A 14383-nucleotide genomic window follows, 5' to 3' on the forward strand; every position below is an offset into this window, starting at 1 on the left:
CGTATGCTTGCAGTGCACAAATTCGAGCCATCCTCACGGCACCAAACGCGTGTCCTCGAACAAACAGTGGGGTGCTCATGTCAGACGAAGCGAACAAGGGCCTTTTGTCGCCGCTCCGGCGCAAATTATTGATGGGAATGGCGGCCCTGCCGGCCATCACGATGCTGCCGAGGGCATCTTTTGCGCAGGCCCCGGCGACCTCGGCGATCAACACGACAGGCCTCGCGGTCACCGACACCGAGGTGACGGTCGGCATCCTGCATTCGGCGACCGGCACCATGGCGATCTCCGAGACTGGCTCGATCGAAGCCGAAAAGCTCGCCATCGAGCAGATCAACGCCATGGGCGGCGTGCTCGGACGCAAGATCAAGTTCATCCAGGAAGACGGCGCCAGCGACTGGCCGACGTTTGCCGAAAAGGCCAAGAAGCTGCTCGTCAACGACAAGGTCGCGGCGATCATGGGCTGCTGGACCTCGGCCTCGCGCAAGGCCGTGCTGCCGGTCATGGAGCAGTATAACGGCATGCTCTATTACCCGACCTTCTACGAAGGCCTCGAGCAGTCCAAGAACGTGATCTACACCGGCCAGGAAGCGACCCAGCAGATTCTCGCCGGCCTGAACTGGATCGCCAAGGAGAAGGGCGCCAAGTCGTTCTTCTTCATCGGCTCCGACTACATCTGGCCGCGCACCTCGAACAAGATCGCGCGCAAGCACGTCGAGAACGTGCTGAAGGGCAAGGTCGTCGGCGAGGAATATTATCCGCTCGGCAACACCCAGTTCAACTCGGTCATCAACAAGATCAAGCTGACCAAGCCCGACGTGATTTTCACCGACGTCGTCGGCGGCTCGAACGTCGCGTTCTACAAGCAGCTCAAGGCCGCCGGCATCGACCTCTCCAAGCAGGCGCTGCTGACGATCTCGGTGACCGAAGACGAAATCGACGGCATCGGCGGCGAGAACATCGCGGGCGCCTATGCCTGCATGAAGTACTTCCAGTCGCTCGACAATCCGAACAACAAGACCTTCGTCCCGGCGTTCAAGAAGATGTGGGGCGAAAAGACCGTGATCGGAGACGTCACCCAGGCTGCCTATCTCGGCCCGTGGCTGTGGAAATTGACGGTCGAGAAGGCGGGCTCCTTCGACGTCGACAAGATCGCGGCGGCCTCGCCCGGCGTCGAGTTCAAGGGCGCTCCGGAAGGATACGTGCGCATCCACGAAAACCATCACCTCTGGTCGAAGACCCGGGTGGGACGCGCCAAGCTCGACGGCCAGTTCGAGCTGATCTTCGAGACCGCCGATCTCGTCGAGCCGGATCCGTTCCCCAAGGGCTACCAGTAAGAGCGGCGCTCGTCGCCGTTTCCTTCAAGACCATGCAGCTCCCTGGCGTGGACAGCAAATCCACGCCCAAGACCCCCGCGTCGCGAGCCTGCTCGCGACGCGGGACCCTTATCCCCGACGGAGGACATCGATGTTCGGCGACTATTCGCTTGGTGATCTCGGCTCCATCTTCGTCATGCAGGGTTTTGCAGGACTGATCCTGTTCTCCGTCTACGTGCTGATGGCGCTCGGTCTTGCGATCATCTTCGGCCAGATGGGCGTCATCAACATGGCCCATGGCGAGTTCATGATCCTCGGGGCCTACGTCACCTGGATGACCTCGAATTTCTTCCAGTCCTACTTGCCGAGTCTCTTTAGCGGTTACTTCTTCCTCGCGATGATCCTGGCCTTTGTCGCATCCGGTGCATTGGGAATGCTGGTGGAGTGGGTGCTGATACGGCATCTCTACAAGCGCCCGCTCGACACGCTGCTCGCGACCTGGGGCCTCAGCCTGATCCTGCAGCAGGCCTATCGCTCCGTGTTCGGCGCGCGTGAGGTTGGCGTCGAGCTGCCGCAGTGGATGCTCGGATCGCTGCACGTCACCGAAAGCATCGAAGTACCGATCAACGGCGTCTTCGTGATGTGCCTGACCCTGCTGATCACGCTGGGCGTCGCTTATGTCATGTACAAGTCGCGCTGGGGCCGTCAGGTCCGCGCCGTCGTGCAGAACCGCATCATGGCCGGCGCGGTCGGTATCAACACCGAAAAGGTCGACCGTTACACCTTCGGTCTCGGCTGCGGCATCGCCGGCGTTGCCGGCAGTGCCTTCACCATGATCGGCTCGACCGGGCCGACCTCGGGCCAGCTCTACATCGTCGATACCTTCCTGGTGGTGGTGTTCGGCGGCGCCGCAAGCTTGCTCGGCACCATCGCCTCCGCGTTCTCGATCTCCCAGACGCAATCGACGCTCGAGTTCTTCCTGTCTGGATCGATGGCCAAGGTGCTCACGCTGCTCGCTGTCGTCGGCATCCTGATGCTGCGGCCGCAGGGCCTGTTCGCCCTCAAAGTCCGCAAATAACGGAAGCAGGCAACGTCATGATCATCAGCTCACGCTTCTTCAACCGATCCGAGCTCATCGGCTTCGTTGCGCTCGCAGCGGTCCTGTTCCTGATCCTGCCGCTGACGCTGGATGTCTTCCGCCTCAACCTGGTCGCGAAATACCTGACCTACGCCTTTGTCGCGGTCGGCCTGGTGCTATGCTGGGGATATGGCGGCATTCTGAGCCTCGGCCAAGGCGTCTTCTTCGGCCTCGGCGGGTACTGCATGGCGATGTTCCTCAAGCTGGAAGCCTCCAGCGTAGAGAACACGAAAATCCAGTCGACGCCGGGCATTCCGGATTTCATGGACTGGAATCAGATCACGTCGCTGCCGTTGTTCTGGCAGCCATTTCATAGTCTCTCGCTCACCATTCTCGCCATCATCCTGGTCCCCGGTCTCTTCGCCCTGATCATCGGCACCGCGATGTTCAAACGTCGTGTCGGCGGCACCTATTTCGCGATCATCACCCAGGCCGTCGCCGCCATCCTGACCATCCTGATCGTCGGGCAGCAGGGCTACACCGGCGGAATCAACGGCATGACCGACCTGCGGACGCTGAAGGGGTGGGACATCCGGCCGGACCATGCCAAGGTCATCCTGTACTTCGTCGAGGTGGTGTTGCTGTTCGCCTGCATCGGCATCGCGCAATTCATCCGCCTGACCAAGCTCGGTCGCATTCTGGTGGCGATGCGCGAACAGGAAGACCGCGTCCGCTTCTCCGGCTACAGCGTCGCCAATTTCAAGATTTTTGCCTTCTGCATGTCCGCAATCTTCGCCGCGATCGGCGGCGCCATGTTTGCGCTCAATGTCGGGTTCATGTCGCCGTCCTTCGTCGGCATCGTGCCGTCGATCGAGATGGTGATCTACACCGCGGTCGGCGGTCGGACGTCGATCTTCGGCGCGGTGTGGGGCGCGCTTCTGGTGAACTTCGCCAAGACCAGCCTTTCGGAATCGTTCCCGCAGCTCTGGCTGTTCGGCCTCGGCGCGCTGTTCATCGCGGTCGTGCTCGCCTTCCCGAATGGCCTGTCCGGACTCTGGGCCGATTACGTGCAGCCCCGCATCGATCGGCTGCTGCCGTCGCGCAAGGCGAAGTCGGGCGCGTGGGTCGATAATTCCGTCGCCGATGGCGCGCCGGCTGAGTGAGGAGATCATCATGCTCGTGGGACATCAGCCCAAGGATTTTCTGCTCGCGGTCACCGGCCTCACTGTTTCCTTCGACGGCTTCAAGGCGGTGAATGATCTCTCCTTCTATGTCGAGGAGAACGAAATCCGCGTCATCATCGGTCCCAACGGCGCCGGCAAGACCACGGTGCTCGATCTGATCTGCGGCAAGACGAAGGCAACCACCGGCTCGATCCAGTTTCGCGGTACCGAGCTGACGAAGCTGAAGGAGAACGAGATCGTCAAGGCAGGTGTCGGGCGAAAATTCCAGACGCCGTCGGTATTTGAGGATCTCACCGTGTTCGAGAATCTCGAGATCTCCTTTCCCCGCGGTCGCACCGTGTTCGGCTCGCTGACCTTCCAGCGCGACCAGCCGGTGAAGGACCGCGTTGGAGAGGTCGCCGAGATGATCTTCCTCAAGGACAAGCTCAATACCTTTGCGGACGAACTCAGCCACGGCCAGAAGCAATGGCTCGAGATCGGCATGCTGCTGATCCAGGACCCCGATCTGCTGATGCTCGACGAGCCCGTCGCTGGCATGAGCGTGTCCGAGCGCGCCAAGACCGCCGAGCTGCTCAACCGCATCATCAAGAATCGTTCGGTGCTGGTGATCGAGCACGACATGAAGTTCGTCGAAGACATCGCGCACAAGGTTACCGTGCTTCACCAAGGTCAGATCCTCTCCGAAGGGACCATGGAGAAGGTGAAGAACGACCCCAAGGTCATCGAAGTTTACCTGGGTCATTGAGGAGCACGCTGATGCTGGCTATTTCCGATCTTCACGTCGCCTATGGTCAGAGCGAGGTGCTGCACGGGCTCAATGTCAAGGTCGCGCCCAACGAGATCGTGGCGATCATGGGCCGCAACGGCATGGGCAAGACCACGCTGATGAAGTCGCTGATGGGCATCCTGCCGACCAAGAGCGGCTCGGTGACCATGGACGGCGCCGAGCTCGGCAATTTGCCGAGCTATGATCGGGTGGCCAAGGGCCTCGCCTATGTGCCGCAGGGCCGCATGATCTTTTCGACCATGACGGTGAAGGAGAACATCGAGACCGGCCTCGTGGTCTCCGGCGGCACCGAGGTGCCGGCCGACATCTACGAGCTGTTTCCGGTGCTGCTGGAGATGAAGGGCCGCCGCGGCGGCAATCTCTCCGGCGGCCAGCAGCAGCAGCTCGCGATTGCGCGTGCGCTCGCGACCAAGCCGAAAGTGCTGCTGCTGGACGAGCCGACCGAAGGTATCCAGCCGTCGATCATCAAGGAGATGGCGCGCACGCTGAAGCGCATCCGCGACGAAAAGGGGTTGTCGATCGTCGTGTCCGAGCAGGTTTTGAGCTTCGCGCTCGATATCGCCGACCGCGTGCTGGTGATCGAGAACGGCGAGATCGTGCGCGACGATCCGCGCGCCAGCGTCGATGCCGCACAGGTCTCGAAATATCTGTCCGTCTAACCAACCGTGTAAAAGGGGAGCATCTCGATGCCAGAGACACTGATCAAGGTCGATCTCACCAAGTCGCCCTATGAAAATGACATGGTGCACAACCGCTGGCACCCCGACATTCCGATCGTGGCCTGGGTCAATCCCGGTGACGACTTCATCATCGAGACCTATGACTGGACCGGCGGCTTCATCAAGAACAACGACTCCGCCGATGACGTGCGCGACATCGATCTCTCGATCGTGCACTTCCTCTCCGGCCCGATCGGCGTCAAGGGCGCCGAGCCCGGCGATCTCCTCGTCGTCGACCTGCTCGACGTCGGTCCGATGAAGGAGAGCCTGTGGGGCTTCAACGGCTTCTTCTCCAAGCAGAACGGCGGCGGCTTCCTCACGGATCACTTCCCGCTGGCGCAGAAGTCGATCTGGGACATCAAGGGCCTCTATACCTCGTCGCGCCACGTGCCCGGCGTCAACTTCGCCGGTCTCATTCACCCCGGCCTGATCGGCTGTCTGCCCGATCCGAAGATGCTGGACACCTGGAACAAGCGCGAGGCCGAGCTGATCGCGACCAATCCGACCCGCGTGCCCGGCCTTGCCAACCCGCCGTTCGCGCCGACCGCCCATGGCGGCCGCGCCAAGGGCGACGTCAAGGCCAAGATCGGTGCGGAGGGCGCGCGCACCGTGCCGCCGCGCGAGCACGGCGGCAATTGCGACATCAAGGATCTGTCTCGCGGCTCGAAAATCTATTTCCCCGTCTACGTGCCCGGCGCCGGGCTCTCGATGGGCGACCTGCACTTCAGCCAGGGCGACGGCGAAATCACCTTCTGCGGCGCCATCGAGATGGCCGGCTGGCTGCATCTGAAGGTCGAAGTGATCAAGGACGGCATGGCCAAGTACGGCATCAAGAACCCGATCTTCAAGCCGTCGCCGATTACGCCGAACTACAAGGATTATCTGATCTTCGAAGGCATCTCGGTCGACGAGGCCGGCAAGCAGCACTATCTCGACGTCCACATCGCTTACCGCCAGGCCTGCCTCAACGCGATCGAATACCTGAAGAAGTTCGGCTATTCCGGCGCCCAGGCCTATTCAATCCTCGGCACCGCACCATGCCAGGGCCACATCTCCGGCGTGGTCGACGTGCCCAACGCCTGCGCCACGCTGTGGCTGCCGACCGAGATCTTCGACTTCGACGTGATGCCGTCGTCGGCAGGACCGATCAAGCACATCACCGGCGATATCCAGATGCCGATCTCGCCGGACAAGTAATCCCTGCGCGACGGGATGCGGGACGGCGAATCTGCCGCCCTGCATCCCGTCGCGGCAGTTCTCTCACAGGCAACAGCGTAGGGATGATGCGATGCCGGTCTATGAATATCTCTGTGACGATTGCGGTCCGTTCAAGGACCTCAGGCCGATGGCCGAATGCGACGATCCGCAAGGCTGCCCGAATTGCGAGACGATGGCGCCGCGCGTCATCCTGACCGCGCCGAATTTCTTCTGCATGCCGTCGGAGACGCGCAAGGCTCACGCCGTCAACGAGCGCAGCACGCACGCGCCGCAGACGCTCGCGCAATACAAGGCCTCGCACGGCCCCGGCTGCGGCTGCTGCTCGTCGGGCAAGACCGTGAAGGACAAGAGCACGACCGACAAGAAAAAGCCGGCGCGGCTGGTGACCAAGACCAGGAGCGGCGCCAAGGGCTTTCCCACTGCGCGGCCCTGGATGATCAGCCACTAATTCACGCGGCAATCTCAAACAGCGTACAGGAGCGACTCAAAATGCTTCATGGTGACATTTCCAGCAGCAACGACACCGTCGGCGTCGCAGTGGTGAACTACAAGATGCCCCGCCTGCACACCAAGGCCGAGGTGCTCGATAACGCCCGCAAGATCGCCGACATGGTGGTGGGCATGAAGACCGGCCTGCCCGGCATGGACCTGGTGATCTTCCCGGAATACTCCACCCAAGGCATCATGTACGATTCCAAGGAGATGTACGAGACCGCTTGCGCGGTGCCGGGCGAGGAAACCGCGATCTTCGCGGAGGCCTGCCGCAAAGCGAAAGTGTGGGGCGTGTTTTCGCTCACCGGCGAGCGTCACGAGGAGCATCCGCACAAGGCACCCTACAACACCCTGATCCTGATGAACGACCAGGGCGAGATCGTCCAGAAGTACCGCAAGATCATGCCGTGGGTACCGATCGAGGGCTGGTATCCCGGCAATTGCACCTATGTCTCCGACGGTCCTAAGGGAATGAAGGTCAGCCTGATCATCTGCGACGACGGCAATTTTCCCGAGATCTGGCGCGACTGCGCCATGAAGGGCGCCGAGCTGATCGTGCGTTGCCAGGGCTACATGTATCCGGCCAAGGAACAGCAGGTCATGATTTCCAAAGCGATGGCGTGGGCCAATAATGTCTATGTCGCCGTCGCCAACGCCGCCGGCTTCGACGGTGTCTATTCCTATTTCGGTCACTCCGCGATCATCGGCTTCGACGGCCGCACGCTCGGCGAATGCGGCGAGGAGGACTACGGCATCCAATATGCCCAGCTGTCGAAACATCTGATCCGCGATGCCCGCCGCAACGGCCAGTCGCAGAACCACCTCTACAAGTTGGTCCATCGCGGCTACACCGGCATGATCAATTCCGGCGAAAGCCCGCGCGGCGTCGCGGCCTGCCCGTATGATTTTTACAAGAACTGGATCGCCGATCCCGAAGGTACGCGGGACATGGTCGAGGCGATGACCCGCTCGACGCCGGGGACCGCCGAATGTCCGATCGACGGCATCCCGAATGAAGCGGCTGCCAGCAACTACTAAGCCATAGCGGCCGATATCCGGTCGGCCGCGCAAGCCACATCTGACGCGCAATGGTAACTGCGCTGGGCAAAACCGTGGCCCGGTTGCAACATGGCCGTTGGATTCTGCCTTGGTTGTGCGCCAAACGGACGCATTTGGGTCGGGTCGTAGTTCTACGGGACCTCCTCATGGCCTAAGTTCCCTGGGAACAGTGGGGAGAGTGGCGTGAGGGGCGGGGTGCCATGGAGGCCGCAGGGTGGGCTGCGCGGGCATGGCTCCGTGTCATCCGCTGGTGCATCGGCAATCCTGGCGCTCGTGTGCGGCCTTGGCCTTTCGACGACGCCGGTCAACGCGCAATGTGCGCCTGACCCGGCTTCGAGTGGCCAGACCGTGACCTGTAGCGGCACCGATGCGGACGGCTTCCAGGCCGGCCCCGGCATCGATAGTCTGAGCGTCAACGTGTTGTCCGGTGCGACCGTGACCGACAACGGGGCGGTCGCGATCGGCGTCAACGATTTCAACACCATCACCAACAACGGCACGCTGTCGGCGGGCTCGGGCCTTACCGGCATCAGCGTCGGAAATTTCAACACCGTGACCAATAACGGTAGCATCACCGCGCTCGACAACGGCCTCGGCATTTCTGCGCTCGACCACAACATCATCACCAATGCCGGAACGATCACGACGGGTGACGGCGGCGCTGCGATCTCGGTAGGCGACAACAACACCGTCACCAATAGCGGCGCGCTGTCAGTCGGGGCCGGGGGCTCAGGCATCTTCGGTGCCGTGAACAATACGGTGACCAACGCAGCCGGCGGCACGATCGCCGGGCTTGACGACGCGATCGGCATTTTCGTCTTCGGCAACGCGACGGTGACCAATGCTGGCGCGATCACTGTCGGCGATTCCACCGGATTGTCCGGCGGTATTCTCGCCATCAGCGACAACAACACGGTCATCAACACGGCTACCGGCACGATCTGGGTCGGACAGAACGCCGCCGGCATCTTCATGCAGGGCAACTTTCAAACGGTCAGTAATTTCGGCGCCATTACAGCCCTGGACTTCGGCGTCGGCATTGCCGTGCAGGGCGATGACGCCAAGGTGACCAATGGCGGTTCGATCACGACGGGCGATAGCGGATCGGCGGGCATTTCGGTGCAGGGCGATCGGGCCGCGATCAGCCAAAGCGGCACGATCAATGTCGGCCTGGGTGGTTGGGGCATCGCCTATAACGGCTCGTCCTCCACGATCACCAACAGCGGGCGGATCACGGGCGTCGATTTTGCCGAAGGCATCATTGTCTCCGGTGATTCCAACACCGTCATCAATAAGGGCACGATCGTCGTCGGCGATACCGGCATCGGCATCGACGTAAGCTCGTTCGGCGCGACCAACCAGATCGTCAATACCGGCACCATTACCGTCGGGTTCAACGGTATCGGCATCAGCGTGAGTGGCGGGGCGGATGTCTTCAACTCGGGAACAATCAACGCCGCGACCGGCTTTGCCGCGGTCGAATTCTGCATCTGCGGCCCGAACTCGCTTACGCTCGGGCCCGGTAGCATCATCAACGGCCTGGTGCTCGGCACCGGCACCGACACGTTCCAGCTCGGCGGCATCGGCAAGGATACGTTCAATCTCGACCTGATCGGCGCCGGCCTCCAATACGACGGCTTCTCGACCTTCAACAAGATCGACAGCTCGACCTGGACCGTGACCGGCATCGGCAATCAGGACTGGAACGTGCTTGGCGGCACGTTGATGCTGGCCGGCACCATCAACGGCAATGTGGCCGTTGCCGCGGGCGGCACATTCGGCGGCGTCGGCACGGTCGGCAACATCGTCGTCAATGGCGGCACGCTGGCGCCGGGCAATCCGACCGGAACGCTCACCGTGTCCGGCAACCTCACGTTCACGACCGCGTCGAGCTATATGGTGCAGGTTTCCGGTGCGAGCAACGGCATCGCGGTCGTCACCGGGACATCCACGCTCAATGGTGCTACTGTCACGGTCGTACCGGTCGGCACGATCACAAATCACTACAAGATCCTGACCGCGGGAACGCTGCCCGACACGTTCAATCCGGTCGTCGGCGGTTTGTCGCCGAACCTGCGTGCGACGTTGAGCCGCGATCCCAACAACGTCTTCCTCGATCTCGTGCTGGGCTATGGCGGCGGCCTCAACATCAATCAGCAGAACGTCGCCAACGTCCTGACCCGCACCTTCAACAATGGTGGCAGTCTGCCTGTGGCGCTGGCGAATCTCACGCCCCAGGGTCTGACGCAGGCTTCCGGCGAGTCGGCAACGGGATCGCAACAGTCGACATTCAATGCGATGAACCTGTTCCTCGGCCTGTTGACCGACGTGTTTGGCTCGGGACGCGGCGGCGCACCGGGAGCGACGCCATTCGCCGACGAGGCGAGCGCGAACGCGTATGCCGGGAGCGGCAAGACCGCACGGGACAAGAACCCACGCGACGCCCTGGCCTCGATCTATCGCAAGGCGCCGCCGGCCAATTTCGAACAGCGCTGGGATGTGTGGGCGGCCGGCTACGGCGGCTCGCAGACCACCGACGGCAACGCTGCTCTCGGCTCGAACACCACCAGCAGCAGCGTCTATGGCACCGCGGTCGGCCTCGATTACCGCTTCTCGCCGTCGACGATCGCCGGCTTCGCGCTTGCGGGCGGCGCGACCGGCTTCAACGTCAACGGGCTCGGCTGGGGCCGCTCCGACCTGTTCCAGGCCGGCGCCTTCGTGCGCCACACGGCGGGACCGGCCTATATCACGGCCGCGCTGGCCTATGGCTGGCAGGATGTCACCACCAACCGCATCGTCACCGCTGCCGGTGTCGATCAGTTGCGGGCGCAGTTCAACGCCAACGCGCTCTCTGGCCGGATCGAAGGCGGCTATCGCCAAGCCACGCAGTGGATCGGCCTCACGCCCTATGCGGCGCTCCAGGCCACCATGTTCAGCCTGCCGAGCTATTCGGAGTTCGCTGTGGTCGGCAGCAACGTCTTCGCGTTGAATTATGCCGCCAAGGACGTGACCAGCACCCGCACCGAGCTCGGCTTGCGCGCGGACAAATCATTCGCGGCGGCCGGTGGCCTGATGACCCTGCGCGGCCGCGTCGCCTGGGCGCATGACTATAATCCGGACCGCAGCGTCGGTGCGGTATTCCAGACGTTGCCGGGATCGGCCTTCGTCGTGAACGGCGCCGCGCAGGCGCGCGACTCCGCGCTGACCACGGCATCGGTGCAGATGAGCTGGATGAACGGCTGGTCCGCGTCGGCGACCTTCGAGGGCGAGTTCTCGAACGTCACCCGCTCCTACGCCGGCAAGGGCGTCGTCCGCTACGCCTGGTAGGCTCTACCGCTTCTGCTGCGTGGGCTTGCGTGGCGGGCGCGTGGCGGCGGGGGTCGGCGTCCCGCTCATCTTGTTGGCGGCCTCGCTGACGTCGAGCAGCGAGCGACGGATGTCCTCGAGGAAGTTCGCCGATTTCTTCTTCATGGTGTCGGCGAGCTCGCGCAAGTCCTGTATCTTTTCAAACAGCTCATCCGCCTTGCCGTCGACGAAGCCCGGCACCACGCCCTCGATCTTCGTGACGGCCTTGTCGAAGCCCGCGAAGGCGCTGTCGACCTTGGCCATGACGGAATCGATTTCGCCGCCCTTGCTCCTGAGATCGGCGGTGTGGTTCTCGAACGTGCGCAGGCCCTCCTTGATGGCCGGGGCGTTGCTCACGATCGTGCGATCGACACTATGCAGCGTGTCGACGATGGATTCGGCGTCGCTGAGATCGGCAGTCAGCACGGGGACGCCGTCCGAGTCGAGCGGCACCGGCGGTGCGGAGGGCGCGCCCCCGATCAGCGAGATCGCGGCGACGCCGGTGAGACCCTGGAACTCGATGCCCGCGACGGTGTCCTTGCGGATCGGCGCGGTGTTATCGAGCGATACGAGCGCCACGACCTTGCGCGGATTGTCCAGCTTGATCGACAGGATCTGGCCCGCGGGAATACCGTCGAAATTGACCGGCCCGCCGCGGCGCAGGCCGCTGGCGGAGCCGCCCTCGAACACCACGCGCAACTGGCTGCGGCTCTGGGTGGTGCGCCATTTCTGCACACCGAGCAGGCCGCCGAACGCCACGGCGATCGCCGTCAGCGTCGCCGTTCCGATCACCAGATTGCTCGCGCGTGCCATGCGGGGCTATTTTACGGCCAAAGCGGGGAAGTTGGAAGGAGCCCTGCCGCCCTGCTGGCCATCAATGTTCCGCAGCGCGTTTTGCTGCAGCATTGTTCAGCACGATCAGGGCATCGACGGCCACGCCGGTCTTGGCATTGATCAGGAACGGATTGACGTCGATCGAGGCGATCCGGTCGCCGGCATCCGCGATCAGGTTGGACAGGCCGACCAGCGCTTTCACGGCGGAGGCCTCGTGCAAGGCGGGCTTGCCGCGATAGCCGCGCATCTTGATGCCGGCCTTGGTGCGGCCGATCAGGAGCCGCGCTTCGGCCTCGTCCAGCGGCGCGCCGGCGAGCGCCACGTCCTTCATGAGCTCGATGTCGATGCCGCCGGTGCCGAACAGCACGACCGGTCCCATCTCGGCATCGAGCGAGGCGCCGACCACGAGCTCGAGATCAGCCTTGACCTGTTGCGCGATCAGGATGCCGTCGAGCTTGGGCCTGCCCTTCAATTTGTTCACCCGCGCGGTGATGTCGGTGAATGCCTTCTTCACCTCGGCCGCGCTGGTGAGATTCAGCACCACGCCGCCGATGTCGGATTTGTGCAGGATCTCGGCGCTGACGAGTTTGGCCACGACCGGGAAGCCGATTTGCTTGGCGATCTTCGCGGCCTCGGCTGCCGTCTGTGCGATCGCCTCCTTCGAGATCGGAATGCCGTAGGCCTTCAGGAGCTTCTTCGAGGCGACCTCGTCGAGCGCGGCGCCGGTTGCCGATTTCAGCGCCTTCTCCAGCACGACACGCGCGGCAGGTTTCGAGCTCGAGACGATGTCGGGCACTTCCTTGCGCAGCTTGGCATAGTCGAGCAGCGACTTGATCGCAGTCACCGCGCGATCCATGCCCTGCATGACAGCGAGATTCGGCAGCGATTTGCGCAAGGTTTTGGTGAATTCGGTGAAGCCGATCGACATCGCGCTGATATAGATCACGGGTTTTGAGGCCCGGCTCGCCATCCCGTCGACGATGCGCAGATTGCGTTCACGTAGCTCGTGCGGCGCCTTCGGCAGCTCCGCATCGATGATGACGATGTCGATGTCGGGATCGTCGATCATCAGCTCGATCGATTTCATGTAGACGGAGGGATCGACCACCGCGGCAAAGCCGGCATCGAGCGGATTGCCGACGATCGAGCCTGGCCCAAGCATTTTTGCCAGCTCGGAGCCGACGTGCGGGCTCAGCGGTGCAAAATTCAGGCCTGCGGCATAAAAGGCGTCGAGCAGCATGCCGCGCTTGCCGCCGGACAGCGTGACCGCAGCGAGCCTGTCTCCTTTCGGCACCGCGGCGTGGACGAAGCATTCGGTGGTCTCGATCAGCTCGTCGAGTCCGTCGACCCTGATGACGCCTTCGCGCGTCGCAATGGCGTCGAACGTCTCGATCGAGCCCGCGAGTGCGCCGGTGTGCGCCATCGCTGCCGCGCGCCCCCCTTCCGACGAGCCGAGCTTGAGCGCGATCACCGGCTTGCTGGCGGCGCGCGCCGCCTTGCAGGCGTCGCGGAATGCCTTGGTGTTGCGCACGCCTTCGAGGTAGACCACGATCACCCTGATGCTCGGATCCTCGGCGAAATAGCGCATCAGGTCCGGCGTCTCGAGCCCGGCCTCGTTGCCGGTCGTCACCATGTAGCCAACCCCGACGCCGCGATCTTCCAGCGCCTGCCGGATCGCCATGACGATGGCACCGGATTGCCCGGCAATGGCCACCGCGCCCTGCTCCATGGTGACGATCCGGTCGTCGATATTGGTGAAGAGCTTTTCGCCGGCGCTCAAATTGCCGAGGCAGTTCGGACCAGTGACGGCGAGGCCCGTCTCGCGCACGGCCGCCTGCAATTCAGCGGCGAGCCTCTGGCTCTCCTCATCCTGCAATTCACTGAAGCCCGAGGTGACGATGGTGGCCGAACGCGCGCCGGCCGCGGCGGCATCGCGGATCACCTGCACGGCAAAGCGTGCAGGCACCAGAACCAGCACGTGATCGGGCTTTTCCGGGAGGGTCGCAAAATCCTTGTAGCAGGGGACGCCCCAGATGGTGTCGCGTTTGGTATTGACCGGATAGAGCCCGCCCTCGTAGCCGTATTTGACCAGATTGTTCCAGATGCGCTCGGCATAGTTGCCCGGCTTGTCGGTCGCGCCCACCAGCACGATGTTGCGCGGGTGCAGCATGGCGTGGATGCCCTTGACGATGTCACTGGCGTCAGCCGATGGAGACCATGGGCGCGGAAAAACGGACGCAGCAGACACCTTGTCTTCCATGGCGTGACCTCAACTGTTGTTGTTCTTGGCGGCGCGTCACGCTGTTCTATGGCGAGTTCTTTGGAGTAGCAACCGTGCGGGTGTTAATGCC

The 14383-nt window shown here is 62.9% G+C and carries 11 protein-coding genes; 9 read left to right on the plus strand and 2 right to left on the minus strand.

All coding sequences use genetic code 11. The features are described from left to right. Window positions 1-77 precede the first annotated feature (77 nt). The 9 genes from urtA to IVB31_RS16970 all read left to right on the plus strand — a co-directional run bounded on the left by urtA (window position 78) and on the right by IVB31_RS16970 (window position 11180). Entirely contained in the window at window positions 78-1337 is a 1260-nt protein-coding gene (gene urtA / locus IVB31_RS16930) for an urea ABC transporter substrate-binding protein (RefSeq protein WP_247324234.1), read from the plus strand. 130 nt (window positions 1338-1467) lie between these two features. Beyond that, a complete protein-coding gene (urtB, locus tag IVB31_RS16935; protein WP_247324235.1) occupies window positions 1468-2394 on the plus strand; it encodes an urea ABC transporter permease subunit UrtB in 927 nt (308 codons plus the stop codon). A 17-nt stretch (window positions 2395-2411) separates the two neighbouring features. Beyond that, the gene (gene urtC, locus IVB31_RS16940) at window positions 2412-3557 is read left to right on the plus strand and encodes an urea ABC transporter permease subunit UrtC (RefSeq protein WP_247324237.1); all 1146 of its coding nucleotides are present in this window, start codon (window positions 2412-2414) and stop codon (window positions 3555-3557) included. Window positions 3558-3567: 10 nt separating this feature from the next. Continuing rightward, the gene (gene urtD / locus IVB31_RS16945) at window positions 3568-4323 is read left to right on the plus strand and encodes an urea ABC transporter ATP-binding protein UrtD (RefSeq protein ID WP_247324238.1); all 756 of its coding nucleotides are present in this window, start codon (window positions 3568-3570) and stop codon (window positions 4321-4323) included. A gap of 11 nt (window positions 4324-4334) precedes the next feature. After that, on the plus strand, window positions 4335-5024 hold the full coding sequence (gene urtE / locus IVB31_RS16950; RefSeq protein WP_247324240.1) for an urea ABC transporter ATP-binding subunit UrtE: 690 nt from the start codon (window positions 4335-4337) through the stop codon (window positions 5022-5024). Window positions 5025-5051: 27 nt separating this feature from the next. Continuing rightward, window positions 5052-6281: a formamidase gene (gene fmdA / locus IVB31_RS16955; RefSeq protein WP_247324243.1), complete on the plus strand. Its 1230-nt coding sequence runs from the start codon at window positions 5052-5054 to the stop codon at window positions 6279-6281. Window positions 6282-6372: 91 nt separating this feature from the next. Next, window positions 6373-6750, plus strand: coding sequence for a zinc ribbon domain-containing protein (locus IVB31_RS16960; RefSeq protein WP_247324244.1), 378 nt, complete (start codon window positions 6373-6375; stop codon window positions 6748-6750). Between the two features lie 41 nt (window positions 6751-6791). Further along, entirely contained in the window at window positions 6792-7832 is a 1041-nt protein-coding gene (locus IVB31_RS16965; protein WP_247324245.1) for an aliphatic amidase, read from the plus strand. Between the two features lie 258 nt (window positions 7833-8090). Beyond that, window positions 8091-11180, plus strand: coding sequence for an autotransporter domain-containing protein (locus IVB31_RS16970; RefSeq protein ID WP_247324246.1), 3090 nt, complete (start codon window positions 8091-8093; stop codon window positions 11178-11180). A gap of 3 nt (window positions 11181-11183) precedes the next feature. On the opposite strand, the gene IVB31_RS16975 is transcribed toward IVB31_RS16970, so the two are convergent. Continuing rightward, window positions 11184-12011 carry an MlaD family protein gene (locus IVB31_RS16975; protein ID WP_247324247.1) on the minus strand — a complete coding sequence of 276 codons (828 nt, stop codon included), beginning with the start codon at window positions 12009-12011 and terminating at the stop codon, window positions 11184-11186. A gap of 61 nt (window positions 12012-12072) precedes the next feature. Further along, window positions 12073-14292 (minus strand): acetate--CoA ligase family protein, encoded by a 2220-nt coding sequence (locus IVB31_RS16980; RefSeq protein WP_247324248.1) that lies wholly within the window; start codon window positions 14290-14292, stop codon window positions 12073-12075. Window positions 14293-14383: the final 91 nt, after the last annotated feature.

Source organism: Bradyrhizobium sp. 21, assembly GCF_023073335.1.
GTDB lineage: Bacteria > Pseudomonadota > Alphaproteobacteria > Rhizobiales > Xanthobacteraceae > Bradyrhizobium.

Excerpts from the sequence above, each read along its gene's own strand:
- urtA (WP_247324234.1), top strand. The coding sequence starts at position 78 with ATGTCAGACGAAGCGAACAAGGGCCTTTTGTCGCCGCTCCGGCGCAAA.
- urtB (WP_247324235.1), top strand. The coding sequence starts at position 1,468 with ATGTTCGGCGACTATTCGCTTGGTGATCTCGGCTCCATCTTCGTCATG.
- urtC (WP_247324237.1), top strand. The coding sequence starts at position 2,412 with ATGATCATCAGCTCACGCTTCTTCAACCGATCCGAGCTCATCGGCTTC.
- urtD (WP_247324238.1), top strand. The coding sequence starts at position 3,568 with ATGCTCGTGGGACATCAGCCCAAGGATTTTCTGCTCGCGGTCACCGGC.
- urtE (WP_247324240.1), top strand. The coding sequence starts at position 4,335 with ATGCTGGCTATTTCCGATCTTCACGTCGCCTATGGTCAGAGCGAGGTG.
- fmdA (WP_247324243.1), top strand. The coding sequence starts at position 5,052 with ATGCCAGAGACACTGATCAAGGTCGATCTCACCAAGTCGCCCTATGAA.
- IVB31_RS16960 (WP_247324244.1), top strand. The coding sequence starts at position 6,373 with ATGCCGGTCTATGAATATCTCTGTGACGATTGCGGTCCGTTCAAGGAC.
- IVB31_RS16965 (WP_247324245.1), top strand. The coding sequence starts at position 6,792 with ATGCTTCATGGTGACATTTCCAGCAGCAACGACACCGTCGGCGTCGCA.
- IVB31_RS16975 (WP_247324247.1), bottom strand. The coding sequence starts at position 12,011 with ATGGCACGCGCGAGCAATCTGGTGATCGGAACGGCGACGCTGACGGCG.
- IVB31_RS16980 (WP_247324248.1), bottom strand. The coding sequence starts at position 14,292 with ATGGAAGACAAGGTGTCTGCTGCGTCCGTTTTTCCGCGCCCATGGTCT.